The organism is Desulfotomaculum sp., from assembly GCF_982386235.1.
Genome location: NZ_CEVWQM010000025.1, coordinates 41,519 through 67,055 on the forward strand (window position 1 = coordinate 41,519; position 25,537 = coordinate 67,055).

24 protein-coding genes, 1 CRISPR repeat array and 1 other annotated feature are annotated in these 25,537 nt (G+C 41.0%); of the genes, 1 reads left to right on the forward strand and 23 read right to left on the reverse strand.

Going from position 1 to position 25,537, the window contains the following annotated elements:
- Nucleotides 1-101 precede the first annotated feature (101 nt).
- The 12 genes from AC1U9Z_RS14080 to AC1U9Z_RS14135 form a co-directional block, all read right to left on the reverse strand.
- The gene (locus AC1U9Z_RS14080) at nt 102-917 is read right to left on the reverse strand and encodes an undecaprenyl-diphosphate phosphatase (RefSeq protein ID WP_333532348.1); all 816 of its coding nucleotides are present in this window, start codon (nt 915-917) and stop codon (nt 102-104) included.
- A 74-nt stretch (nt 918-991) separates the two neighbouring features.
- Nucleotides 992-2,164 carry a TraB/GumN family protein gene (locus tag AC1U9Z_RS14085; RefSeq protein ID WP_333532349.1) on the reverse strand — a complete coding sequence of 391 codons (1,173 nt, stop codon included), beginning with the start codon at nt 2,162-2,164 and terminating at the stop codon, nt 992-994.
- A gap of 228 nt (nt 2,165-2,392) precedes the next feature.
- Complete coding sequence (locus AC1U9Z_RS14090) at nt 2,393-3,232, reverse strand: CvfB family protein (RefSeq protein WP_479958050.1); 840 nt, start codon at nt 3,230-3,232, stop codon at nt 2,393-2,395.
- A gap of 336 nt (nt 3,233-3,568) precedes the next feature.
- Nucleotides 3,569-3,928, reverse strand: coding sequence for a NifB/NifX family molybdenum-iron cluster-binding protein (locus tag AC1U9Z_RS14095; protein ID WP_479958012.1), 360 nt, complete (start codon nt 3,926-3,928; stop codon nt 3,569-3,571).
- The gene (locus AC1U9Z_RS14100) at nt 3,906-4,799 is read right to left on the reverse strand and encodes an ATP-binding protein (RefSeq protein WP_479958014.1); all 894 of its coding nucleotides are present in this window, start codon (nt 4,797-4,799) and stop codon (nt 3,906-3,908) included. The genes AC1U9Z_RS14095 and AC1U9Z_RS14100 overlap by 23 nt, the downstream gene beginning before the upstream one ends.
- Nucleotides 4,777-5,637: a nucleotide-binding protein gene (locus AC1U9Z_RS14105; RefSeq protein ID WP_479958053.1), complete on the reverse strand. Its 861-nt coding sequence runs from the start codon at nt 5,635-5,637 to the stop codon at nt 4,777-4,779. Before AC1U9Z_RS14105 ends, AC1U9Z_RS14100 begins: the two co-directional genes overlap by 23 nt.
- A 1-nt stretch (nt 5,638) precedes the next feature.
- Nucleotides 5,639-6,007 (reverse strand): NifB/NifX family molybdenum-iron cluster-binding protein, encoded by a 369-nt coding sequence (locus tag AC1U9Z_RS14110; RefSeq protein WP_479958016.1) that lies wholly within the window; start codon nt 6,005-6,007, stop codon nt 5,639-5,641.
- 29 nt (nt 6,008-6,036) lie between these two features.
- Nucleotides 6,037-6,408: a DUF134 domain-containing protein gene (locus AC1U9Z_RS14115; protein WP_479958019.1), complete on the reverse strand. Its 372-nt coding sequence runs from the start codon at nt 6,406-6,408 to the stop codon at nt 6,037-6,039.
- A 42-nt stretch (nt 6,409-6,450) separates the two neighbouring features.
- Complete coding sequence (locus AC1U9Z_RS14120; protein ID WP_479958021.1) at nt 6,451-6,699, reverse strand: DUF5320 domain-containing protein; 249 nt, start codon at nt 6,697-6,699, stop codon at nt 6,451-6,453.
- Between the two features lie 233 nt (nt 6,700-6,932).
- The gene (locus tag AC1U9Z_RS14125) at nt 6,933-7,559 is read right to left on the reverse strand and encodes a cysteine hydrolase family protein (RefSeq protein ID WP_479958023.1); all 627 of its coding nucleotides are present in this window, start codon (nt 7,557-7,559) and stop codon (nt 6,933-6,935) included.
- A 201-nt stretch (nt 7,560-7,760) separates the two neighbouring features.
- The gene (locus AC1U9Z_RS14130) at nt 7,761-8,159 is read right to left on the reverse strand and encodes a molybdenum cofactor biosynthesis protein MoaE (protein WP_479958025.1); all 399 of its coding nucleotides are present in this window, start codon (nt 8,157-8,159) and stop codon (nt 7,761-7,763) included.
- Nucleotides 8,160-8,174: 15 nt separating this feature from the next.
- Nucleotides 8,175-8,369 carry a YwbE family protein gene (locus AC1U9Z_RS14135; protein ID WP_479958027.1) on the reverse strand — a complete coding sequence of 65 codons (195 nt, stop codon included), beginning with the start codon at nt 8,367-8,369 and terminating at the stop codon, nt 8,175-8,177.
- A 244-nt stretch (nt 8,370-8,613) separates the two neighbouring features.
- Between AC1U9Z_RS14135 and AC1U9Z_RS14140 the strand changes: the two genes are divergently transcribed.
- Complete coding sequence (locus AC1U9Z_RS14140) at nt 8,614-9,108, forward strand: cupin domain-containing protein (protein ID WP_479958055.1); 495 nt, start codon at nt 8,614-8,616, stop codon at nt 9,106-9,108.
- Nucleotides 9,109-9,207: 99 nt separating this feature from the next.
- Here the strand turns inward: AC1U9Z_RS14140 and tyrS are convergent, their stop codons facing one another.
- From tyrS to AC1U9Z_RS14195, 11 genes are all read right to left on the reverse strand, one after another.
- The gene (gene tyrS, locus AC1U9Z_RS14145) at nt 9,208-10,431 is read right to left on the reverse strand and encodes a tyrosine--tRNA ligase (protein WP_479958029.1); all 1,224 of its coding nucleotides are present in this window, start codon (nt 10,429-10,431) and stop codon (nt 9,208-9,210) included.
- 47 nt (nt 10,432-10,478) lie between these two features.
- Nucleotides 10,479-10,708, reverse strand: a binding site (T-box leader).
- A 187-nt stretch (nt 10,709-10,895) separates the two neighbouring features.
- The gene (locus tag AC1U9Z_RS14150; protein ID WP_479958031.1) at nt 10,896-13,481 is read right to left on the reverse strand and encodes a cation-translocating P-type ATPase; all 2,586 of its coding nucleotides are present in this window, start codon (nt 13,479-13,481) and stop codon (nt 10,896-10,898) included.
- 153 nt (nt 13,482-13,634) lie between these two features.
- Complete coding sequence (locus AC1U9Z_RS14155) at nt 13,635-14,543, reverse strand: Mph(B) family macrolide 2'-phosphotransferase (protein WP_479958032.1); 909 nt, start codon at nt 14,541-14,543, stop codon at nt 13,635-13,637.
- 162 nt (nt 14,544-14,705) lie between these two features.
- Entirely contained in the window at nt 14,706-14,939 is a 234-nt protein-coding gene (locus tag AC1U9Z_RS14160; RefSeq protein ID WP_479958034.1) for a hypothetical protein, read from the reverse strand.
- 46 nt (nt 14,940-14,985) lie between these two features.
- On the reverse strand, nt 14,986-15,774 hold the full coding sequence (gene ant(9), locus AC1U9Z_RS14165) for an aminoglycoside nucleotidyltransferase ANT(9) (RefSeq protein ID WP_479958057.1): 789 nt from the start codon (nt 15,772-15,774) through the stop codon (nt 14,986-14,988).
- 248 nt (nt 15,775-16,022) lie between these two features.
- Nucleotides 16,023-17,231 carry an RtcB family protein gene (locus tag AC1U9Z_RS14170; protein WP_479958036.1) on the reverse strand — a complete coding sequence of 403 codons (1,209 nt, stop codon included), beginning with the start codon at nt 17,229-17,231 and terminating at the stop codon, nt 16,023-16,025.
- A 461-nt stretch (nt 17,232-17,692) separates the two neighbouring features.
- Nucleotides 17,693-18,370 (reverse strand): phosphoribosylaminoimidazolesuccinocarboxamide synthase, encoded by a 678-nt coding sequence (locus AC1U9Z_RS14175; protein ID WP_479958038.1) that lies wholly within the window; start codon nt 18,368-18,370, stop codon nt 17,693-17,695.
- A gap of 161 nt (nt 18,371-18,531) precedes the next feature.
- Nucleotides 18,532-19,224, reverse strand: a complete 693-nt coding sequence (locus AC1U9Z_RS14180; RefSeq protein WP_479958040.1) for a DNA alkylation repair protein — start codon at nt 19,222-19,224, stop codon at nt 18,532-18,534.
- Nucleotides 19,225-19,227: 3 nt separating this feature from the next.
- Entirely contained in the window at nt 19,228-19,566 is a 339-nt protein-coding gene (locus AC1U9Z_RS14185) for an arsenate reductase family protein (RefSeq protein WP_479958042.1), read from the reverse strand.
- A 220-nt stretch (nt 19,567-19,786) separates the two neighbouring features.
- Nucleotides 19,787-20,185 carry an HNH endonuclease gene (locus AC1U9Z_RS14190; RefSeq protein ID WP_479958044.1) on the reverse strand — a complete coding sequence of 133 codons (399 nt, stop codon included), beginning with the start codon at nt 20,183-20,185 and terminating at the stop codon, nt 19,787-19,789.
- Between the two features lie 396 nt (nt 20,186-20,581).
- Nucleotides 20,582-21,316, reverse strand: coding sequence for a hypothetical protein (locus tag AC1U9Z_RS14195; RefSeq protein ID WP_479958046.1), 735 nt, complete (start codon nt 21,314-21,316; stop codon nt 20,582-20,584).
- A gap of 110 nt (nt 21,317-21,426) precedes the next feature.
- A CRISPR array of direct repeats spans nt 21,427-25,399; the repeat unit is 32 nt; unit sequence ATTTCAATCCACGCTCTCGCGTAGAGAGCGAC.
- Nucleotides 25,400-25,537 lie beyond the last annotated feature (138 nt).

Genomic DNA, 25,537 nt, shown 5'->3' on the forward strand with positions numbered 1-25,537 from the left:
AATCATTCTTTGGACAGGGCTGGGATTGACTTTTATTATCGGGGTAACAACAAACGATGACACCTGTATCAGCACAGGTGTCATCGTTTTCTAAGAAGAAATTAATAAACCAGTATAATCAATATTGCCAACACGATTCGATAAATTGCAAAGGGAACTAACTTAATCCGATTGATTAACTGCAAAAAGAACCGAATGGATACTAGGGCAAATAGGAAGGCACTAATAAACCCGACCACGAAGAAGGGCAACGCATCCATGGTAAAGTACTGCCAGTTCTTAATCATTGATAGTCCGCTGGCTCCCAGCATTACTGGTACTGCCATGATAAAGGTAAAGTCCGCTGCCGCCCGGTGGCTCATACCCAGCAAAACCCCGCCGGAAATTGTCGAACCGGAGCGTGAAAAACCAGGCCACAATCCGATGCACTGAAACAATCCCATACCAAAGGCCTGCTTATAACTGATTTCATCAACGGTTCTTTTGGCTTCCCTGGGACGAAACTTGTCTGCCAAAATCATCAAAATAGCTCCCAATACCAGACCAAAAATAACGGTCTCCACAGAAAACAAATATTCATCAATGTAGTCTTCAAATAAGAATCCTAAGACACCGGCCGGAATCAAACCAACAAAGATTTTGGGTAGGGTTAACCTCTGTTGATAAAAAGACGTGCTTTTTCTTAGATCCAATAGGTCAATAAAACGATCTTTAAATACCACTACCACTGCTAAAATAGATCCCAGTTGGATCACTACTTTAAAGCTATTGGCTACAGAGGCCGAGAATATCTCCTTAGAGTGCAGCAGCAAATCATCAACAATAATCATATGACCTGTTGATGAAATCGGTGCAAACTCGGTCATCCCTTCCACAAGTCCTAAAATAAATGCAACCAATAAGGCATATAAATCCATCAATAAGCCTCCTGAAAAATATTATCCAATACTTACTCTTACTCCATGTTGCTTAAAAGCTAAACGATGGCATACTACAGGTTTTCTAAAAATAAGCGAATTACATCAGCCCCACCGATAAGGGTACCGATTGAGCCTCCTATGTTCGTTAAAGATACGATCAATAAAATTCTCGTCACTTTATTATTCCAGAAACCCTTGAGGCTAAAAATATCCTCGGCTAAATTTTCAAAATCCCTTACATTGGGTCGACGAATATAGGCCTGTGTAAGTCCCGCAAACCAGCCAGCTGCAATTAACGGATGCAAGGTAGTAATGGGAGCTACAACAAAGGCAGTAAGAATTGTTAGGGGATGTCCAAAAGCAAAGATGCTTCCCAATGCCGCAAAGGACCCCGTCCATAGCACCCAACTTAGGGATTGTTTAGCCCCAACAACCGGATTCGTGATAAAGGTATAGGCAACCAGTGCAATAAAAACGACTGGAATAGCCCAAACTAAAATTTTAGTGATATTGGATTTAGCAGGTAGCTGAACTAATTTGGTTAAATCGTGTTCTTTTTTTATTTCTTCCTTAATCCCTGGTACATGGGCAGCCCCCAAAACTGCAACAACCTTGTTGCCTGGAGCTTCCTTGATTTTCTGGGCTAAATATTGATCCCGTTCATCGACTAAAGGAGTTTTTAATTTTGGAAAGGATTTTGTAAATTCACTGAGTATAGAATTGAGCATATCCTGGGATTTTAATTTTTCCATTTCCTCTTCTGAAATGCTCTCGTCGTCAAAAATACTCAGCATAATTTCCTTGGCAAGCCTAAGCTTGCCGAAAAATCCTACATTATGCCAAATACGGGCAAAGGTTACTTGAATATTTCTATCAGCCAGTACTAGGCTGGCACCTATTTCCTTTGCTGAGTTAATCCCCTCAATCATCTCTTGTCCTGGTTTAATGCCAAATTGGTTGGCCATACGTTTTTGAAAGGATGAAGCTAATAGATTGACTAAGAGCAAAGTCGCTTTATTTTCTTTAATAATTTTAAATATATCTGTATCCTGCCATTTGCTTCCTTCGGTTATGGTTTGATATCTTTGTTCATCCAACTCGACACAAACAGAATCTGGTTTTTCAGCCTCAATTACTTCCTTAACTAAGTCAGCGCTGCGCTTTGATACGTGAGCCGTGCCAATCAGTATAATTTCTTTGCCATCTAAATTAATTCTCGTAATGTTTTCAGTTTCTTCGGGCATGAATTACCTTCCTTTGCATTAAACTCTTACCTTCTCACCACTAGGCTCGTTCTTAGCCTATTAACTAAGCTGTACTTATCGAAACTCCAGAATCATTATATTGTACTATACATAATAATGTAAAGCAAAGGCACCTGACCCTGCACAGATGCCTTTGCATAACAGGCTAAACTTCTTTGTTTGTGATGCATTTTTTTTGCATCTCCCGCTTGCCTAGTTATTCTATCATTACCACATTGCCTCAATACCTTCTTCGGTAGTTTTGATTGCTCCTTCTTTCAACAGTCGTCCAACGGCCCTTTTGAAGGCCCTTTTACTTATGTTCAACTCAGCCTTTATTTGTTCAGGGGAGCTATGATCATTGATCCGAAGAATACCACCACCTGATTTTAACCTTTCCATAACCATTTGTGCATCGGTTTCTATTTCATTGTAAGCCTTATCCCTAAAACTTAATTCCAGCTTACCATCCTCCCTCACCTTTTTAACTCTTAATTCAACCTGGTCTCCTACGGTATAGTTGCGATGCAGTTCATTTTTATGAATTAATCCATGGTATGTATCATCCACAGCTACAAAAGCGCCAATCTCTTCATTGATACTATAAACCGTTGCATAAACTCTATCATTTACTTTATACGGTGAATCGCTGCTTAGCAAATTATATATTCGCATACTTGCACATATTTTATTGCTATTATTAATATACAAACCCACAAGACAAAAATCCCCTTTTCGAATCACACCCACTTGTTCCTTTAAAGGCAATAACAAATCCTTCGGCATACCCCAGTCCAAAAAGGCCCCAAAACTTGTAATTTCCACTACTTTTAAAAATCCCAATTCTCCTATTGTCAGCTTTGGTTTTCTAACCGTTGCTAGGGTTTTGCCTTCTAAATCCTGATAAATAAATACATCTATGGTATCACCAATTTCTAATTTCCCGGGTAGATCATTTTTTGGTAATAGAATATCAGCCAGACCTTTTTCATTTTCATCAGCCAAATGAACCCCACAATCACTCTTGCCCGTTACTTGCAGCTTATGCACTTTTCCTATTTGTATCATCATATACCTAAAGCCTTCCCTTCTACATGGTGTCTATTATTAACGTGTCCCATTACCCCATGAAAAAATTCCAGTCATTGGGGGATAAATTGCTTAATTCTTTGAACTCTTAGACACGGTTGTTGCACACTACATAATAATATATCATTTCTATTATTATTTTTGATAGGCATAGAAAACTTCACTCTCTATAATAACCCTAGGCAATGTCAAAATAAATACGAAAACCCCCAACCATTTGGTCAGGGGTTTAAGCTTTTGAAACATCTGGGGTTCAAAATATTATGTAAAAATCACTAACCTGTGCCAGGTTTTGTTTCCACTGAATAATTAGGTTTAATGCCCACCACATTCATCATGGTGCTTATGATCGTGGCAAACCGATCCTGTAGATTTAAGTGAACCCTCTAAATAGCTTATTGCCGCAGTTTCGGCACTTCCTCTCGCTCCGGTAATGACTTCAATACCTTTTTCATGAAAGATATTGACGGCACCACTACCCATACCCCCGGAAATAACCACGGTGACTCCCATGTCATTGAGGAAATTTGGCAAAAATCCAGGTTTGTGTCCTGGGTTCGGTATGGACTCACGCTTAACAATTTGTTTATTTTCAACCTCGTAAATATTAAAATCCTGACAATAACCAAAGTGTTCTGAAACTAGACCATTCTCACTTGCTATTGCAATTTTCATCCATTTCATCTCCATCAAAAAGTAATTTAAAAACTTTTTCGTAGATATCATTTGTTGCCCGACCTGCTGCACAGTCTATATCTACAATACTCTGACCATGATTGATCGCTGTAACAGCCTTTGCATCAAAGGGAATATTGCCAACAAAAGGAAGACTTCGTTTATTACAAAAGGACTCTATTCTTTTTGTATTCTCGCTATTAATATCATATTTGTTAATACAAACTGCAATCTTTGTTTTAAAATTTTCTGCAGTTTTTATTATCCGTTCCATATCACTGATGCCCGAAATAGTAGGTTCCGCTACAATCAAAACCATATCAACGCCACTCAGTGATGCAATGACGGGACAGCCTATACCAGGAGAACCATCAATAATGGCAACGTTAGTATCCATCGCTGCTGATTTCATCTGCTTTTTTACCTCGGTGACCAACATCCCAGAGGTACCGCTGCCCATTTTTAGTTGTGCAGTGGAAAATACTGAATCACTCACATATAGCATTAGATCTCCTGCAATATCGGGTTTGAAAGATATGGCATTGACTGGGCAAATGGCTTCACAAACACCACAGCCTTCACAATCATAATAATCAACCTTATAATTAGCACCAACATGAATAGCATCAAAACGACAGTTTTGCCTGCACAAATCACATTGCACACATATTTCTGGATCTATTTCGGCTTTGGGCAAGCCATAATAGTCCGATTGCTTAACATCCGATGTCTGATGCATAATTAAATGCAAATTAGGTGCATCTACATCACAATCTGCATAGGCTTTAGCATCCGCTAACTTAATAAAAGCACTGGCAATCGTTGTTTTTCCCGTACCACCTTTGCCACTAAGGATTAGTAACTGCTTCATGCCGCACCTCCTTAGCAACTGTTTGGAGTAAATCAGAGAAAAGATCGTGATATTTTTTGTCTTCCCTTACTAATATCTGGGCATTTGAATTTATTTTTCCAAGGACATGATCAAAGGGAATTTTACCTAAAATTTTAATGCCATTTTCTATACAGAATTGCTCTGATGGATTATCTTCACCCGGGAGGCACTTATTAAGCACGACTCCATGCGGCTTGTCAAATAACTTCACAAGAGTATAAACCATCTTAAGATTATGGGCCCCAAACAAAGTAGGTTCTGCCACCAAGATACAGAAATCGGCATTCTTAATGCTCTCCATGACAATACAAGCACTGCCGGGTGGACAATCGATAAAAGTGAATTCTTTCCCTTCGCCGATATAACTTAAAAGTCTTTTTATAATCGGGATGCCCGAAGCGATACCTGTATTTAATATCCCTGTAATTACAGAAACATTTTCAGAAGTACCTCTTTGAACCTCTCCGATAAATCTTTCTTTTTCCGACAATGCTTTTTCCGGACAAAACAATATGCATCCACCGCAGGAATGACAAACTTCTTCAAAAACTAATAGATTATTGACAATATAGGCTAAGGCATTAAATTTACAAAAATCAACACATTTACGACAGCCGTTGCAAAGGGTTTCATCTACCTTAGGAATTTTAACTGAGATTTCTTCTGATTGTATATTTTTAGGCTTGAAAAAAAGATGACCATTTGGCTCTTCGACGTCACAATCGATATAGGTTGATTCCTTTACGGATGCAGCTAAATTTACAGATACAAGCGTTTTACCTGTGCCTCCCTTGCCGCTTAGCACAGCTACCTTCATACTATTTGCCCCCATGATTATGAAATCCTGGATGAATTTCATCCAACAATGATATTTTTCCTTCATTATAAGCACGGATATTATCCTTGATAGAATCGTTAACTGTCTTGTATAGTTTTATATTCGCTGCTTTTAGAACATTGGCAGCATTCTCACCACATCGTGGTGTAAGTAAGGCACTTACCTGGCTATCCACAATGATCTGTGCCGCCTTAATGCCAGCACCACCTTGGCTAGCTGCCGCACTATTATCTAGAAAGTCACTTTCCTTTGATTCGTTATCATAAATAAGAAAATATGGAGCACGACCGAAGGACTGACATACATTCGTTTCCATAGAGTTGTCATCAACTGGAATTGCAATTTTCATTGAAAAGCCCCCTTCATACTTATCTGTCATTAGTAGTTATTATCTTCCAAAAAACCTCTGCAGCACCTATGTCTACGGAAACCACCCATGCAAGGTTTTTCGATACCATCACAAAGCTTGTAATCACCCCCTTCTATCCTAAGTATTTTTCCATTTACCAATGATTCCGCAATTTTTTTCCTTGCATCATTATAGATACCTTGGACAGTTGTGCGTGCGATATTCATTTGTTTGGAACATTCTTCCTGCTTAAACCCTTCTAAATCAATTAGTCGTATCGTTTCGTATTCGTCAACCGTCATGATGACATAATGTTCATGATCGATAGGAGTGTTAAGCGGCCCAAATCGGGTACTCTCCGGCAGGCTGCATACCTTTCTCCATTTTCTAGGCCTTGGCATAATTCATTAAACCTCACTTATTGCAAAAGAGCCTTCGCTCTATCAAGTACCCTTTTGCGATTGATCTGCAGGTGAACCTGCTGCCATACCCCTTCCAAACCCTTTTCCAGCCCTTCTTCCAAAACACCTTCCAAGCAAACTTCCATTACCTTTCCCCAAACCTCTTCGATTACCTAGCCCTTGACCAAACCCATTGCCACTGCTATCCGTACTCGCTCCACTGCAAACTCCAAGACCTCTTCCTTTCATTGAGCCATTTCCCATTGGTCCAGTTCCATCTCTTCTAGGCATATAAACGCCTCCTTTGTGGTTATTGACATATGTCAATTATATTTTTATTATACTCCGCATTTAACATATGTCAATAATTATTTATATATATTTTATAATTTTTTAAATAAAATAACACCAAACAAAGCACCTATAGTTACTTTGTTTGGTGTTATAATTATCCTCCAATAAGACAAATAGCCTTTTGTAAAGAACGTAGAGTATTTTTGCAATTAACTGGGTTTCCAGAAAGATTAGTCGTTCTTTCTCAATCTTTTCTGAATCTGCTGTCGCAAATTATCGGTGGGTACATCTGGTAAGAAAGAGATAAATTCAGAGGTGCTCATAAGCTTAATACCAATATTCTGCATATCCAAAAGATTGGCTTGATGTACTTCCTCCGTCTTAGCTCCCGTGGCATCCGTTAAAACAACAACTTCATAATCCAATGAATTTGCATCCCAAACCGTTCCTCTAATGCAATTGGGCGTCTGTACCCCGGTAACAACAACTTGATCGACACCTAACCGTCTAAGCAGATTGTCCAGCTCCGTTTGAAAGAAAGCACTCCACCGTTGTTTCGTAACTAAGTAATCGCCTGGCATCGGTTTTAATTCTTCTACAATTTTTGCTCCCTCTGTTCCCTCGATACAACCACCGCCTACTTGAACAAATCGATTATATCTTGTAATTTCTACGTCGCTGCCGTCCCCACGGTAGTAGCGAAATACATGTACAACCGGCAGACCATTTTCTCTACATGCGTGTAATGCCTGTTTAATAAAAGGAATTACCCCCATAGCACCTGGCACTTCAAAGGGAGCCCCAGGTAAACAAAAGTCATTTTGCATGTCAATCACTAATAAAGCTGTTTTCCCCATAGCTAGTACACCCTTTCTTAACTATACATACCTTCAAAGATTGCAGCAAGTTGTCATAACCTTCTTTTCGTGCAACAGAAGCAAAGTATGTATCTTTATTTCTGGCCATTGATGCTCCGGCAAATGCCTTTAGTAAATTATTTTCAGTTTTGGTTCCTTTGATATTCAAATAAACCGCAGGGTTGAGGGGTTTGGTTTATTTCACTTTTGCTCTATTTCCGTAACGCATTCTGTTTTAATTTTTTCAACCAGAAATTGCAAAGCATCTATCACATGTGGTCTAATATCGCCGCCTACCAGTAAATACATGATGTCATCACCCACATCCAGCCTGCCTTCATTAAGCCAAACTTTAACATAGAAGATGCCAGCCATTTTGTATGTTTCCTCAACCGCCGCAGCCACTTTCTCTGGAGCATAAGCAAATTCCATTCCTTTTACCAAGGAATCATCATCAAGGCCTTGGCGAACCTTGGCTTTTGATGTCTGACGTACAATGCCATTATGGACTAAGAACATTCCTTCCTGTAAAGCCCTGGGATCTGCCTTTGCCTCCCTAAGCCATTCATCCATGGATGGTGATACTTTTTTATTAGCCATTCATCCATACATCCTTTATTTAATAATCTCCTGAACTCTTCCGATCTGTCCATCGTCTAGTCTTACTTTTATTCCCCTATGATGTTTAGGTGATTTTGTAAGAATATCCCTAACAATTCCTCGTGTCCTTTTACCCGTTCGTTGATCTTTCTTCAAAACAATATCCACTGTTATTCCTGGATAAATATTACTCCTATCTTGTCCTTCCATAAAAAGCAAAACCTTCTTTCTATCCTTACCACGTACCCCCTGTATTTTTACAAACGGGTTACATAAATACAATATTACTCTTACCGTGATTATTCAAGGGGGCTTTTGGGGGATCGGGTGTGATATTTTCTTATCGATTACGGTACTCAAACAAGGGTGAATCTAAGCACATTTCTTAACATAAGACATATGATGATATTGTAATACAAGGAAAGGAGTGCTTAATTTGGATAATTTTCGTAAAATGAATTTCTGTCCTTACTATCCAAACATGCCAGTTTTTAGCCCGGGATTTGGCAATCAGTTCCCTAATAATTACTTTTCCCCAATAAAATTAATGGATTATGGGCCTTACCCCTTTGTTGTTAACATTGAAGAAGCTGCAAAGCAAAACAATAATTTTCGTATCGCTTTATGGACAGGAAATTATTTACAACTCACCTTGATGAGCATTAAGGTGGGAGAGAACATCGGTTTAGAAATGCACCCCAACCTCGATCAATTCCTACGTATTGAAGAAGGGCAGGGGCTTATTCAAATGGGAGATCGAAAAGACCGATTGGATTATCAAGCACGTGTCCAAGATGATTATGCAATTATTATTCCTGCCGGTAAATGGCACAATCTAATTAACACAGGCAATCGGCCAATTAAGTTATATTCTATTTATGCACCACCTGAGCACCCCTTCGGAACTGTTCATAAAACAAAACAAGATGCGGAAGAACACCACCGCTAAAAAAAGCGACCCCTAACTTATGGTTAGGGGGTACATCTAGGGGTTCATGTCCTATCCTAATACGAACAAGTCAGATATTTCTCCAGTCTAATCATAACTTTACTTCATCAAGGCTTTATGGTAGGTTTTCTTTCCTTTACGTATTTTGACACCGTCTTTAAGTTGTTCCGAAGTAATATTATACTCAAAGGTATCAACCTTCTCGTCATTAATAAATATACCGCCCTGCTGAACCAGACGTCTTGCTTCGCTCTTAGAAGCCGTTAAACCACACACTACCATCAAATCCAAAATATTGATAACACGATCGATCAGTTGCCCGGATTCAATTTCAGTAGTTGGCATGTTGGCATCATCTGTGCCACCTGCGAAGAGGGCATGAGAAGCAATTTTCGCCTTTTGGGCCTCTTCTTCACTGTGAACCAGCTTAGTCAGTTCATAGGCCAGAATTTCCTTGGCTTCGTTTAGCTGACTGCCTTCCCATTTGTCCATTGCGTCAATCTGTGAAAGTGGCAGGAAGGTAAGCATACGTAAGCACTTAAGAACATCCGCGTCACCAACATTACGCCAATACTGGAAAAATTCAAAAGGTGAGGTTTTATTGGGATCAAGCCAAACTGCACCCTTTGCAGTCTTACCCATCTTATTACCTTCCGAATTTAATAGTAGTGTAATTGTCATGGCATAAGCATTTTTACTTAACTTACGGCGAATAAGTTCGGTACCACCCAACATATTCGACCACTGGTCATCACCACCAAACTGCATATTACAGCCATAATTCAGATACAGATGATAGAAGTCGTAGGACTGCATGATCATATAGTTGAATTCCAAGAAAGACAGACCCTTATCCATTCTCTGTTTATAGCATTCCGCCCGCAACATCGTATTGACAGAGAAATGAGCTCCTACTTCACGAAGTAATTCAACATAATTCAGCTTTAGAAGCCATTCTGCATTGTTAACCATGATGGCCTTATCATCACCAAATTCAATGAATTTTGCCATTTGCTTCTTAAAGCAATCGCTATTATGCTGAATTGTTTCAGGTGTCATCATCGAACGTAGGTCTGTACGGCCAGATGGGTCACCAATATAGGCCGTTCCATCGCCTATAAGAACTACCGGTTTATTTCCTGCCATTTGCAAACGTTTCATTAGGCACAGAGCCATAAAATGACCAACATGCAAAGAATCCGCAGTTGGATCAAATCCAATATAAAATATTGCTTTACCACCATTAATTAGTTCTTTAATTTCTTCTTCGTCGGTAACCTGGGCAATCAAGCCGCGAGCTACCAATTCATCATAAATTTTCACTATAACAACTCCTTTGTAAAATAAAAATGCCCTCTGTTCCAATTGGAACAGAGGGCAAAAATTGCGGTACCACCTCTGATTTAGAAATTCCTCACAGAATTCCCCTTTACAAGTGCAAATACACTTACTCGCTGTACCGGGCGTACCCGTCAAACCTTACTAAATTCAGGCCGCAGCTCCAGGATGTATTCGAATCAGCACGCCCACAGCCTCTCACCAACCGACTGCTCTCTGAATGACGGAAAACTGACCTACTTCTTCCTTTCATAGCTCTTGATAATTCAATTTTAACTTATTGTAGTTGAGAAAGCATTAAAAGTAAAGTACAGAAAGGGACATTCCACAACTTCACGCATAAATCAGTTTTGGAAAAGATGTCGTCATTTTATGTTTATCCATTAGGTAGAGGGAAAATCTATTGCTTACTCCTTTTCATATAGTGCCCAAATAAACCGAAGTTTATCCTATCTAGAACTTCTTTGAACAGCCTTTACCAGTTCCACAATGGGTATAATAACGATCGACAGTGCAAGTGATGTAAAAAAGTTGCCTGCGGATAAGGCAGTAAGCCTAAACATTGTATTTATGCCTGGGATGTATATGACCATAAGTGTAAGCGCAAAGCAGGCCAGCATCGCACCAATCAGGTATTTATTATGTCCTTTTAAAGTGAATATTGATTTTTTTAGCGACCTCATATTGATGGCGTGGAATATCTCACACATAGAGAGGGTAAGGAATGCCATTGTCATGCCTATTGTGTGGGACTGAACGTTTCCAATAAAGAAGGAGATTAGCGTCAACACGGCTATGATAATTCCCTGATAAATCACGTTGACACCAAGTCCCCTCGCGAAGATCCCTTCTTTGGGATCTCTCGGTGGTTGCCTCATGCTGTCAGTCTCGGCTTCCTCCATGCCAAGAGCCATTGCGGGGAACGTATCTGTTACCAAATTGATCCAAAGGATATGAATTGGTGCAAACAACTGCAGGTTAAACAAAGTAGCGACAAAAATGGCGATTACCTCGCTCAGGTTGGAGGCCAGCAAAAACTGTATCGCCTTGCGGATGTTTTCATATATCCTGCGGCCTTCCTCAACAGCATAAACGATGGACGCGAAATTATCATCCGTCAGCACCATACCCGCCACATTCTTTGTGACATCCGTGCCAGTGATGCCCATTCCCACGCCAATATCGGCGGATTTCAGTGCCGGGGCATCGTTCACGCCATCACCAGTCATGGCCGTAATTTTTCCCTTCCTACGCCAGGCGTTGACGATTCGCACCTTATGTTCCGGTTGAACCCTCGCATAAACTGTGATATTGTCAATGACCATGTCCAACTCATCGTCCGACATCCTTACAATCTCTGCGCCTGAAATCGCTTCATCCTTATCTTTTAATATGCCCAATTCCTTGGCAATGGCAACCGCAGTATCCTTATGGTCGCCCGTAATCATAATTGCACGAATGCCCGCTTCCTTGCATTCGTTTATAGCTGTCTTGACCTCTGGACGGACGGGATCAATCATTCCGGCAAGGCCGATAAAGGTAAGGCCCTTTTCTAAATGTTCCGGTGAGAAATTATTTGGTTTTTCTGTATAGCTGCGGTACGCCGCGCCTAAGACCCGAAGGGCTTTGTCTGCCATGCGCCTGTTATGGTCTAGAATCCTATTTTGTAGTTCAGCCGTAAGGTCTTGCACCTGTCCGTCTATGATTATATAATCACAACACTTCAATATTTCATCCGGCGCACCCTTCGTATATTGCCTAAAAGTGCCATCCGATAGGGCGTGTACGGTTGACATCATTTTACGCATTGAATCAAAGGGCAATTCTCCTATGCGTGGTTTTTCCTTTTCAAGCTCATTTTTAGGAAGCTTTAAGGAGATAGCATATGCCGTCAAACCAACCTCGGTGGGTTCGCCAATAAGCTCACCGGACGGATTAATTTCCACATCGTTGCATAGGGCAACCGCTTCAGCTAACAGCTGTTTGTCGCCAAACTGATCTACGACGGTCATTTTGTTCTGAGTAAGCGTACCTGTTTTGTCCGAGCAGATCACCTGAGTACATCCCAAGGTTTCAACCAATGTCAGTTTACGGATAACGGAGTTTCGCTTTGACATTTTTGTTACGCCAATGGATAACAACACGGTAACAACCACAACAAGCCCTTCCGGTATGGCCGCCACTGCGAGGCTTACGGCAATCATCAGTGTTTCAAACACATGTCCGCCGCTGAAACCTCCGTTTCTTAGGATACTAAAAAAGAAAATGAATACGCATATCCCCAGTATCATAAAGCTTAACATTTTACTTAGGGAAGCCAGCTTTTTTTGCAGCGGCGTTTTTTCCTCTTTTGTTCCTGACAATATATCAGCAATCTTCCCCATTTCTGTAGCCATGCCTGTGGCTGTTACAACGCCTTCCCCACGCCCGTACACCGCGTTTGTCCCCATATAAGCCATATTAACTCGGTCGCCTAAGGGTATTTCATCCTTTTCAGTCATCAGGCTGGTGCTGGTTTTTTCCACAGGGACGGATTCTCCAGTAAGAGCGGCCTCCTCCATTTTAAGACTGACGGCTTCGATGATACGTATATCTGCTGGTATGGAATCTCCTGCCTCAAATAAAACAATGTCCCCAATTACCACATCTTCTGATTTAATATCACTTACTACACCATCACGCCTTACCCTGGTATGAGGTGCAGACATTTTTTGCAGGGCTTCTATTGCTTTTTCTGCCTTTCTTTCTTGTACAACGCCTAATACAGAATTGAGTGAAACAACAACGAGTATAATGATCATATCGGCGATTTCACCAAATGCACCGGAAATAATGGCGGCCGCAATCAGCACGATGATCATGGGGTCTTTCATCTGCTCAAAAAATCTGACTACATTGGATTTGTGTTTTGTTTCCGCCAGCTTATTTTTGCCATTTTGATTAAGCCTTTCTGCTGCGATAGAAGCTGACAGCCCTTGTGCCGAGGAATTTAACTCTTCTAAGACGGATCTTACTTGTCTTTTATAATGTTTCATATTTCCTCCAAATAATCCCATCAGCATAATAAAACCAGGCAATTCAATTGAAATATACATCATCTCGACGTAGCCGATAGGATAGCAGATGTTTAAAGGTCATTGTTGGACCTTACCGTATGTGGGAACATGTCAACGACTGTATCACACCACTTACGAACCTTTCACTTCCAACGCTTTCTTCGCCATCTGAACATACTCATCAATACCAGATACCAATGCAAACTCAGCAACTGAAACCGGATATGCAGCGTCTAGTTCAATAATATGCTTTTTCATCTTAGGCCAGTAATATCCACCAGCTTCTCTATAGGCAATAATCAGAGCTTCGAGCCCTGCTTCACCAAAAGCCCTATAATTAAAAACAAAGTCACTTGATATATCCGTAACCTTAGCTTCGGTCCAGTCAATTAATCCCGTTACATTAGCATCTTTATCAATCATAGTATGTCCTGCATGAACATCTCCATGAATCAGACCCGTTTTCTTAGGCCATATCTCATCATCGTTAATCCATGCCTGCCATCTCTTCCATAAATCTTCACCTACACCAAACTTTGCTTTTACAGCATCCATACGCTGTTTCATTGACATTCTAGCTTCTTCTGGGGTATGCACTACTAGGCCTATCTCAGCAGCTTTATCACTAGGTATGCTATGAAGATCCACTAACACTCTACCAAGGGACATGTGAAATGATTCTGGGACATTGTTTATATCTATCTCCCAAACATAGTTTCTTATATTATGATCAATCGTTCCTGCCGGTACACCATCTAGCTTTTTGTACGCTATTAATTCATCCGTATAAATGATCCAGTTTGGCGCTTGAAAAGATTTAGCATACTTGTTTACCAAATCTAATACTTGTTTTTCAGCCTTTGTTCTAGGCATCACATCTGCACGTCTAGGCAATCTAAGAACCCACTCAGTTCCACTTTCATCCCGTGCAAAAATAACTTGAAAATCAAGCCCAGATTCATTAAACTGCATCGTTTCTTCCTTAAGGATAACATGATGTTTTTTAGCTATTTCAATAATTTGTTTTATATCTTTACCCAATTCAAATCACTCCTGTCCAGACTTTTAAAATATCACTACCTAAGCTAAATTAATTATGACGTGTAATTTGATTGGCAACCACTTCGAAATAATAATTCTCTAATTCTTTCATAATTGTATGGCTGTAAATCTTCCTTTGGAGAACCTACCATAAAGCTGATCTTAAAATACAACAACATCTGGATCTTCAGCGATGATCTCCTTAGAATCTTGACGTGACTTGATAAACTCCCTAAGAGGGACGATGCTTCTTCGATACTCTGTGCCAACATACTCTGGAGCTAGCTTTCTGGATACAAGTTTGTACTCTTCAATATCGTAACCCGGCCTTGGAGTTAAACCTTCGCTTCTAACTCCAAGGCCATCTTGTTTAAGTATTTCTTTATAGCTGAACATATATCCTCGCAGCCTTTTTCATAATTAACGCGATTCGAAAAGGTACTTAGACCTTAAGACCAGAGTCTACAGACTTTTTCATATAATTAATGAGTGAAGCCACCTCGGACTCCAGTCCTTCCCACTTATCATCATATTCTCCTCGATAGGCTTTGCTAGCTAAGTCGAGTAAAGCTGCATGCTCACTGGGTAATTGAGTTATTGCCCATTCTGCTGCCAGATCTTTTGAACTAATTTCACCGGTAGAAGCTGTCAGCCACATTCTGGCTAAGGTTAAAATTACATTGCGTTCGTCACCTTTAATATCTGCTATCAACCCAGGTAAAGATTCTTTAATCGCACTTCGAATATCTGTCATTGGTACAGGCTCAAGTACTTCTATTGCTTTTGGTCCAGAAAGATTCATGCTATTTTTTCTTACTTGAGCTAAAAGAATTGCTAAATCTGGATCATAAGTTGGTTGAGAAATTTTTCCCCTTTCAAACTGCTCTCTTAGCCACTCGCCATACATAAATTCATATTTGGGAGGAAAATGCCAAGGAACAACCTCTATTTGATTTATGACTGTAACTTCAAGTGGTCTCATGGCATTTGTGTTTCCTATTTCCCCAGATATAAGCATTAGCCTATCTGTAAGATCCCTTCGAGTTCTTCCGGATAAACTATCATTTGTTACCACCAAAATATCGACATCGCTATTAATGCGTAAGCCTTCCATTACAGCAGAACCGTATAAATATACCCCAACTAATATATCATCAAGTAGTTCCTCTATAATTTTTAATGCTTGAATTGCCTCTTTCGGTATTTTTTTGCTATTCAAATCTATACTCAACTGCGATCTCCCTTCATCTAAAGGCTGTTTTGGCATCTGCATCGTGCTGAACATGCCGCCACCTATTCTCTGCCAAGCTTCGCTTAACTTGTGCATATTTGTCCGCTCACTCTCATTGGACCGCAACCAATCGCAGAAGTGTAGCAATTCCCTGCATTTTTATATACTTTCGCTTTAATTCTAATAAGGGAATATTTCAAACCTAACCCCACACTCGTACACTCTGGTTAAGCAAAATATCATGCCGATTAGTCCTTTTCCCCGGCTTTAAAGTTATAAATCGGTTTGATCCTTTTTACAATATCCGCCGTCGGCCCAATATGGTTTACGATATCAGCCATATTCTTATAGGCCATCGGACACTCATCCAGGGTTTCTTTCTTGACAGATGTCGTATAAACATTCTTCATCTGTTTTTTAAATTCAGAGACAGTAAAGCTTTGTTTTGCCTTGGTCCTGCTCATAAGCCTTCCCGCACCGTGGGGGGCAGAAAAGTTCCACTCCTCATTGCCTTTACCAACGCAGATGAGACTGCCATCCCTCATATTGATCGGAATTAAAAGTCTCTCCCCTTTTTGTGCAGATACCGCCCCTTTTCGTAGGATCATCCTATCGGTATCAATGTAATTATGCGTTGTGGTAAACTGCTCCACTACCTCTAATTTCATTCCTTTTACTATTTCAGTAATTATCGCCTTTCGGTTTAGCTCTGCAAACCGCTGGACAATTTTCATATCATGTAGATAGTCCTCAAACAGATTGCCGGTTACATAAGCAAGGGTAAAGGGGATTTTTGTCAGTACCTGATTTTTTAATTCCTTTAAGGCATTCTGGATTTCCTTATCCCGACCTTCAGACTTGCAGCGGGTAATAAGTGCCTCCAAGTCTGCTTTGTCATTACGGTTTAACTGCCTATAGCCAGCCTCTTGATAATATTTAGCTACTTCAAGACCCAGATGTCGGCTGCCCGAATGAACCACGACATAAAGATTGTCCTCCTCATCCTTATTTACCTCGATAAAATGGTTTCCTCCCCCCAGAGTCCCAATACTCTTTTGCGCTCTATCCAGCTGTACGGACTTGAGACAACGAAGCTGCGTTAAATCAATTTGTTCATTATGCGGATGCGGTTTTCTCCTCACTGCAAAGCCTGACGGTATATTCTCGCAAATCAACTTATCCAGCCTTTGCAATTCCAATCGTTTATTGCTAATTAAGATCGTTTCCATACCGCAACCAATATCCACGCCTACCAAATTGGGAACAATTTTGTCCTTAATGGTCATGGTGGTTCCAATGGTACAACCAGCACCGGCATGGACATCCGGCATAATTCGGATTTTGCTTTTTCTTACAAACTCCTGATTGCAAAGGGTTTCAATCTGCACAGCAGCGCCTTCTTCTAATATATCTGTATACACTTTGGCTATATTGTATTTTCCTTCTATTTCTAACATTGTTTCCCTCCATCCATACAATTGCATATAGTCAATGATAGCAAACTATAAATTAGAAATGAAAACAAAAAAGCCAAGGTCATTAAAAATACCTCGGCTAACTTAGCATCCCTTTTTACAAGGACTTCCGCAAGGCACGCATCAAAAATTGTGTGCTTTTGTGGTGCCTGTACACCGCACGCCCGGGAACGATGCTCTAGTAACGCATAAATCCTGTTGCAATCCCTCAAACAGAGAATGGCTGGCCTCTATGCTTTGCATAACAATTATCGTAAAGATATTCAACCTCTATCTTTGACGGTAAAACCCTCATGAAAACACAAGGAATTTTTGCTATTTAACCGACTCGTTGGGCGAAACTGCTTGGGTTCCCTTAAATTCTCGTCCGTTCGTTCGATCATCCAGCAACACCCCGGATGGCCTGTGCCCAGCCACTGGTCAGGGGGTCCGGTTGGCATATCCTAAAGCAGTGCCGAAGTCAAGTCCAGCGGCTCCATAACCTGGCCGTCTTTATAGACCCGCATGTTACCCGATGAGATTTCGTCTATCAGTATGACATTGCCAGCGTTGTCCACGCCGAACTCCAATTTGATATCGTATAGCTCCAACCCTTTCCTCTGAAGCGCAGCACTTATCAAAGCCGTAATTTTCTGAGTGCTTGTTTTAATTTCTGCAAATTGCGCGGCAGACATAATGCCTAGGGCCTCCAAACCTTCCACTGTAACCAAAGGATCTCCTCTTCCATCATCCTTTAACGTAGCTTCTACGTAAGCGTTCAGCTTGTCCCCTTCCTTCACATAGGCTCCGTAACGGCGCAGGAAGCTGCCAACCGCTTTGTAGCGGCAGATAACCTCCAGACCCTTGCCGAAGGCCTTTGCTGCTTTGACATCCATGGTCCCATTTTCTACATCTGCACTTACATAGTGGGTTTCAATGCCGGCATTTTTTAGCATTTCAAAGAACAGAACGGATACCCTCAGGTTCCCTTTTCCTATCCCTTCAATGGAAAGTCCCACTGTGTTGGCCCCTGGGTCAAAAACGCCATTTTCGCCTGTCACATCATCCTTGAAGATCAAGCGGTAGTTCCCGTTTTCCAAGACAAAAACATCTTTGGTTTTGCCCTCGTATAGTTTTTTCATTGTAGGTCTCCCTTCGTATTCCTTCATTATATTGGTTTAATCTTCAGAACCGCGGGAATCGCGGGGACGGTTCCTTTGATGCTACCTTCTCACTTTTACACCGATCCTTGCATAGAAGTCCTATCGTCTTATACTTTTGATTATTATACCCAATTCATATATCACACCACTAGATATTTACTTCCTTCTCTGACACTAAGAGGGCTAAGTGTATTCGTTTGAATAAATTCCTTTACCCATTCTTTATTTGTTTTAGAGTATTCTCTTAACGCCCAACCAATCGCCTTGTTAATAAAAAACTCTTTGGTTTCACTATTTTGTTTAATAATTAAACCAAGCAATGCTGCATCCGTTTTTTCTTTGTATTTTAGTTGATACAAAATGGCACTTCTAACAAGCCAAATATGATCACTTTCAGCCCATTTCAATATATGACTGCTGATAAGTTCGGGATGCTCAAGACACAAAACTCCTGTGATATTTCCGGCAATGGTGTCAACTGTGTCCCACCAAGGCTTGGTAATTATTAAAAACCAAACATTATCAATATCCTTTTTTTGCAAATAGTCTTTCAACACAAGCAAATAATCAATCGCCAGATACTGAAATTCTCTCTCTGGCCTTTCCCATAGCATGAAAACAAAATTCCAATCAATTCCTTTTTGTTTCTTTGCTTTCTTCATCAATCCATTCCCAAGAGAGGTTCTTTTAGGCTTAGGAATTCCCAAAAAAGGAAAATTATTTTTCATATAGGCGGCCATTTTGACTGCTTGCTCTTGATCACTATTTTCGAGGAATGAATTTATCAGTTCATTATACATTATTTTATAATCTCCCGTACTCTCCCAATCCATTTTTTACTCCCAATTCTTCCATACATCCGGTTCATAGCCCACTGTTGCTTTTTTACCATTACGCACGATCGGGGTTTTATAAAGACCAGGATTGTTTAACAGCAACTCTTCCCTAACATTGGCACCAATGATGTGATCCATATTAAGCTTTTTATATTCTTTGGATTGATTATTTATTAGGTTATTTAATCCAATCGCAGCCGCAACACTTTTTAGCTCTCCTAGGCTTAGCCCCTTTATACTCAGATCAACAAATTGATATTTTATCCTTCTTTCCTTGAAATAGCGTTCTGCTTTTTTAGTATTAAAACATTTTTTGATACCGAAGATTTGAATACTCACTTATAAATCCCCTTCGTTCTATTATTACCTGTTGGTATAAAATACGGTGGTCTGCTTTCTCCTAACAAAGTGTAGTACCTTTCTTATCCTTAACCGCACACTCCACGTGGCTTGAGGATACAATCATGATGCCCGAAGAAGCTGCTATCCCCTTGTAGTGTTCCTCACTTCCGAATATAATTTATATTTCTCACATGATTTCAAATAATCTCACTCAGCTTTAAATGTCCATTTCAGCAGAAGTGTACATTTCTTCATACTTTTTCAACGCCATTCTAAACATGCCTGCCATTGTTGCTTTGTTTGATACGGATGTCCAAAATGTATCATAAAATGATGTCCCATCGGCACGAAGCCAATCCCACATAATTTCCGGATCTGATACATTCGGGTTTTCTAAATGGCACCTATGGCAAAGCAGCACAAGATTTGAAGGTTTATCCCCCCCGCCTAAAGGTTCAGGAATAATGTGGCACCTTTCTAAAGATTTTTCACATCCGCATCTCCAGCATCTTTCATGGGCCTCAGATGCATCCACGCTTAAATCACACTCATCAACTATTGAAAACCAATAATCCACTATTTCTTCTATTGAAGTTCTAATCCTTTCTTTTCCCAATGCAAATCTCCTCCCAAATCATTGCCAAAATAACCTCAAACGTCTTTCCTTTTTGTTGCGGAAAATCATTGTTCACACCCCGTTCCGCATACTTCTCTACTGAAATACCATCACTCAATTAAAGACATAAAAATTCCCTCTAACAAAGTGCTAAAAGTTTAGCACTTTGTTGGAGGGGTAGCTGAAGGAATATCTGTTGTAACTTACAAAAACCCCTTTTGCTTGATTCAATATATTCTGCAAGGTCACAACTGATAATTCCGGTAAAATACTTAAAGCGAATATATCTTATCCAAATATCTATATTGAAAGTAACTTAACCGCTCCTAAACCCCATAATTGACAATATATTTAACAATTTTATATTCGTTTTGCCCCACTAATATTGATAATTATTTAATTACTTAATTGAACAATGGTTAAAGAGCGATTCAAATAACCTAAAACAGGAAAAGTCGTACTAATACTTGTTCCTACTTCATCTCCTTCTGTTAAGGAGGCTTGAACGACAAACGTTGAACTACTTCTATTAGATATCTTAAAAAAGGTACTAGTATCACCAAAAATCGCTGTACCATTGACAGTAATAATTGCCTCTAGATATGGTTGATCTGGATCTGGATCAACGGTGGCTTCAGCGTTAATAGATATCGTTATTTGATAAATTCCGCTTTCTCCTACCACTAATTCATTACCCGATAGACTAACCGTGATAGTGTCTGATAAAGGTCCAGCCACAGTAAATGTTACGGGTTCGAATGCTTCCCCAGGTGTCTCTACATTACTTCCTCTTAAAGATCCAAAAGCCAAAACAACTTCTCCAGCGGGGCCAGCCGGACCTGGTTCACCCTGTGGTCCTTCTGGACCAGGCGCTCCTGCGGGACCTTGTGCACCTGCAGGACCTGCTTCACCCTGAGAACCTGCGGGACCTGGCTCACCCTGTGGTCCTTGTGGACCGGGAACTCCTGCGGGGCCTTGCGGACCAGGAGGACCCGGTTTGCAAGACGGCGGACATGGATTACAGTCCCAATTACGTGCATTATTAAAACTATCTGCTGTTGTTTTAACTTTATTGGAGTCATCATTATTAATAGATGAACTTAAATCAGATAAGTTTTCATTCTTCTTCATGCCAAAACTCCTTTAATGCCCCCACAGGGTGAGGCACAAAAATAAAAAACTAAGTTATAATGTGGCTATGAACAAGTGAAACCATTATTCACCCAAATTTAAAACAGGTTATTTCAATCCACCCTCTCGCGTAGAGAGCGCCTACGATCACCTGCCGAAAAACACGACCAAGCAAAAATTTCAATCCACGCTCTCGCATAGAGAGCGACTATGTTTGACCGGGAAAAGAAAAAGCTACATTTACATTTCAATCCACGCTCTCGCGTAGAGAGCGACCTCTTCGTCTCGGGCTGGCTCTTTTATGGACATTATTTCAATCCACGCTCTCGCGTAGAGAGCGACAGATAGATACGGTGTTGCTGTTGGCGGGGATCCTATTTCAATCCACGCTCTCGCGTAGAGAGCGACCCCGGAGCCTACCACGTTGAGGGTCCAATTAGGCCAATTTCAATCCACGCTCTCGCGTAGAGAGCGACAAATGTAACATAACTAACCAACCTTAGATACCTTAATTTCAATCCACGCTCTCGCGTAGAGAGCGACATGACCAGGAAACTGGGATGGTTGTAGTGATTAAATTTCAATCCACGCTCTCGCGTAGAGAGCGACGTCTAAGTAATAAGTAGCTCCTGCCTGTGTTGCTGTATTTCAATCCACGCTCTCGCGTAGAGAGCGACAAGCAAGATCCTCCTGTTGTAACCAAAGAGCCTGGATTTCAATCCACGCTCTCGCGTAGAGAGCGACTTCTATTTTGGCGAGGGCAGAGTAAAGCAAAGGAATTTCAATCCACGCTCTCGCGTAGAGAGCGACCAACAATGTCTTTGTTAACGTATTTCCGAAGGAAAGCATTTCAATCCACGCTCTCGCGTAGAGAGCGACGGATGCCTGCAAAAGATTTAGTTGCCTTTATCTGATTTCAATCCACGCTCTCGCGTAGAGAGCGACTACTTACGAAACTCTAATACAGGAGCCCCTTACAATTTCAATCCACGCTCTCGCGTAGAGAGCGACTTTGTTCTTCTTCTGCCTTTTCTCTTGTAAAACAATTTCAATCCACGCTCTCGCGTAGAGAGCGACACAATTAGGACATTCATTATTTCACCCCTTTTGGGAATTTCAATCCACGCTCTCGCGTAGAGAGCGACTTTGGACTGACGTAAAATCATATATGCAAGAAGGAATTTCAATCCACGCTCTCGCGTAGAGAGCGACTTATGCTTTTTTCATCTGTTGATGTGTAAGATTATTTCAATCCACGCTCTCGCGTAGAGAGCGACGCTGAAAATAAACGTGTGTCTGGCTATTAATAGATTTCAATCCACGCTCTCGCGTAGAGAGCGACGCTTGGCGTAGTAGGATCAATAACGGGTGTAGGCAATTTCAATCCACGCTCTCGCGTAGAGAGCGACACTTGATAGGTTGTCCCTGGATCAGTCACAAAGGAATTTCAATCCACGCTCTCGCGTAGAGAGCGACCCTGAAAAAAGGGCATATACTTCTGCTGCTATAATTTCAATCCACGCTCTCGCGTAGAGAGCGACTAAAGGATTGCCAAATATTGGATATTAAATTAATATTTCAATCCACGCTCTCGCGTAGAGAGCGACTTAAATTATCATACAAACTAATATCACCCGTGAGAATTTCAATCCACGCTCTCGCGTAGAGAGCGACATACTTTCTTAGCTTCTTCCAGTGATAAATTAGATTTCAATCCACGCTCTCGCGTAGAGAGCGACCCTTTTCTGCTGTAATTTTACCCTTTAAGTATTATTTCAATCCACGCTCTCGCGTAGAGAGCGACGGTTTGGGATAAGTTATTTTGTAATTTTAATGGAATTTCAATCCACGCTCTCGCGTAGAGAGCGACCTTGATCAGTCTGCCGGAGATATAAACGAACTAAAATTTCAATCCACGCTCTCGCGTAGAGAGCGACGTGAATAGAAAGTCAAAGTCTAAAGAACTACAGGAAAATTTCAATCCACGCTCTCGCGTAGAGAGCGACCTGAAGTAGATATATGATCATTATTTCTTTCAGATTATTTCAATCCACGCTCTCGCGTAGAGAGCGACTTGCATATCTAGCCCTCTGCAACAGTGCCACAGATATTTCAATCCACGCTCTCGCGTAGAGAGCGACATGATGATTGGTGGCATAGTTTTAGAGGTAGTTTTATTTCAATCCACGCTCTCGCGTAGAGAGCGACGAAACTGAAGTACCCGTTGTAATTAATGTAAAAATTTCAATCCACGCTCTCGCGTAGAGAGCGACAGAAAATCATATCTTGACATATGCTCTCTGACTAATTTCAATCCACGCTCTCGCGTAGAGAGCGACTTTTATTGAATTGAATGAATATCCATATGGAAAATATTTCAATCCACGCTCTCGCGTAGAGAGCGACGTATACCACTATGTTTTTGACTATGGCATCGGGTAATTTCAATCCACGCTCTCGCGTAGAGAGCGACGTATTTACTATAAATGTCGGTATTCTCTGTTTTTGATTTCAATCCACGCTCTCGCGTAGAGAGCGACTTGCAAACACTTTACAAAACCCAAAACCTGTCAAGAGTGATTTCAATCCACGCTCTCGCGTAGAGAGCGACTTATGTTATTATTGTATCAGGTAAATACCTAGCCCATTTCAATCCACGCTTTCGCGTAGAGAGCGACAAACCGAATAACAGCATAACAGCAGGGGTTATAGGATTTCAATCCACGCTCTCGCGTAGAGAGCGACAAATCTTAGTAACAGATAAAGCATGTACCAATTGCGATTTCAATCCACGCTCTCGCGTAGAGAGCGACTCACTTGAGCTTATGTCGCTGCTGTTGGTTGAGCATAATTTCAATCCACGCTCTCGCGTAGAGAGCGACAATTACTTTGTGAATCTAAAATATATTCAGAGGATATTTCAATCCACGCTCTCGCGTAGAGAGCGACTTGTATTAGATTTATTATATCGTGGCTAGACCGATTTCAATCCACGCTCTCGCGTAGAGAGCGACTTTGATCACTAGTATTATTATTTGTGACTTGCTAATTTCAATCCACGCTCTCGCGTAGAGAGCGACGGGACAGTGATCCCGGTTATTTTCTTTTAAAAGTTATTTCAATCCACGCTCTCGCGTAGAGAGCGACCTTAGCACTCTCTATGTCTGGTCTAGTTGTAGCTATTATTTCAATCCACGCTCTCGCGTAGAGAGCGACCTAAGCAATTATTAAAAAATGCCGAGAATAGACAATTTCAATCCACGCTCTCGCGTAGAGAGCGACCTTGCTACATCTAGCTTTAACCTACTTTCGTTACAATTTCAATCCACGCTCTCGCGTAGAGAGCGACTTTTTATATTGTAACTCTTTAAGTTTTGGATATGATTTCAATCCACGCTCTCGCGTAGAGAGCGACAAATACTAAATGGTTGATTCCAAGTGGTGTATCTATTTCAATCCACGCTCTCGCGTAGAGAGCGACTATATTTTCAAATAAGTATTGACATACTAATATTAATTTCAATCCACGCTCTCGCGTAGAGAGCGACGCTACCTTGCGGATAGACAGCCCACGGGAATCAAATTTCAATCCACGCTCTCGCGTAGAGAGCGACGCACGCTCACCGCATATACGACCAAACAAGGGGATTTCAATCCACGCTCTCGCGTAGAGAGCGACTTTCACCTACAATAAGAATACGAGGAGACAATGATTTCAATCCACGCTCTCGCGTAGAGAGCGACTGTTTTTGAAGATTACTATGAATTGAAAAAACAAGATTTCAATCCACGCTCTCGCGTAGAGAGCGACGACATTCTTTCTCAAAGGTCTGCCCACTAAGTTGTCATTTCAATCCACGCTCTCGCGTAGAGAGCGACTGGCTTATGAATACACGCTTCCCAAAGCAATTAAAATTTCAATCCACGCTCTCGCGTAGAGAGCGACCTAAGCAACATGTTTAGCGATGAAATGAGCCAATCAATTTCAATCCACGCTCTCGCGTAGAGAGCGACAATATGCGAAAGCCTTAGCTGAGAGTTATGAAAAACTATTTCAATCCACGCTCTCGCGTAGAGAGCGATTGGAATTGTCAAATTTAGTTTAGTCCCTAAACTCGTAATTCTGGCCTAAGACCATCCTTTGCTAGTGAATAACCCCTTCTGTGAAGTCAAGGGTAAGGTGGAGATTTTTTAGCGGTTTATGCTGAAAAATACTACCTG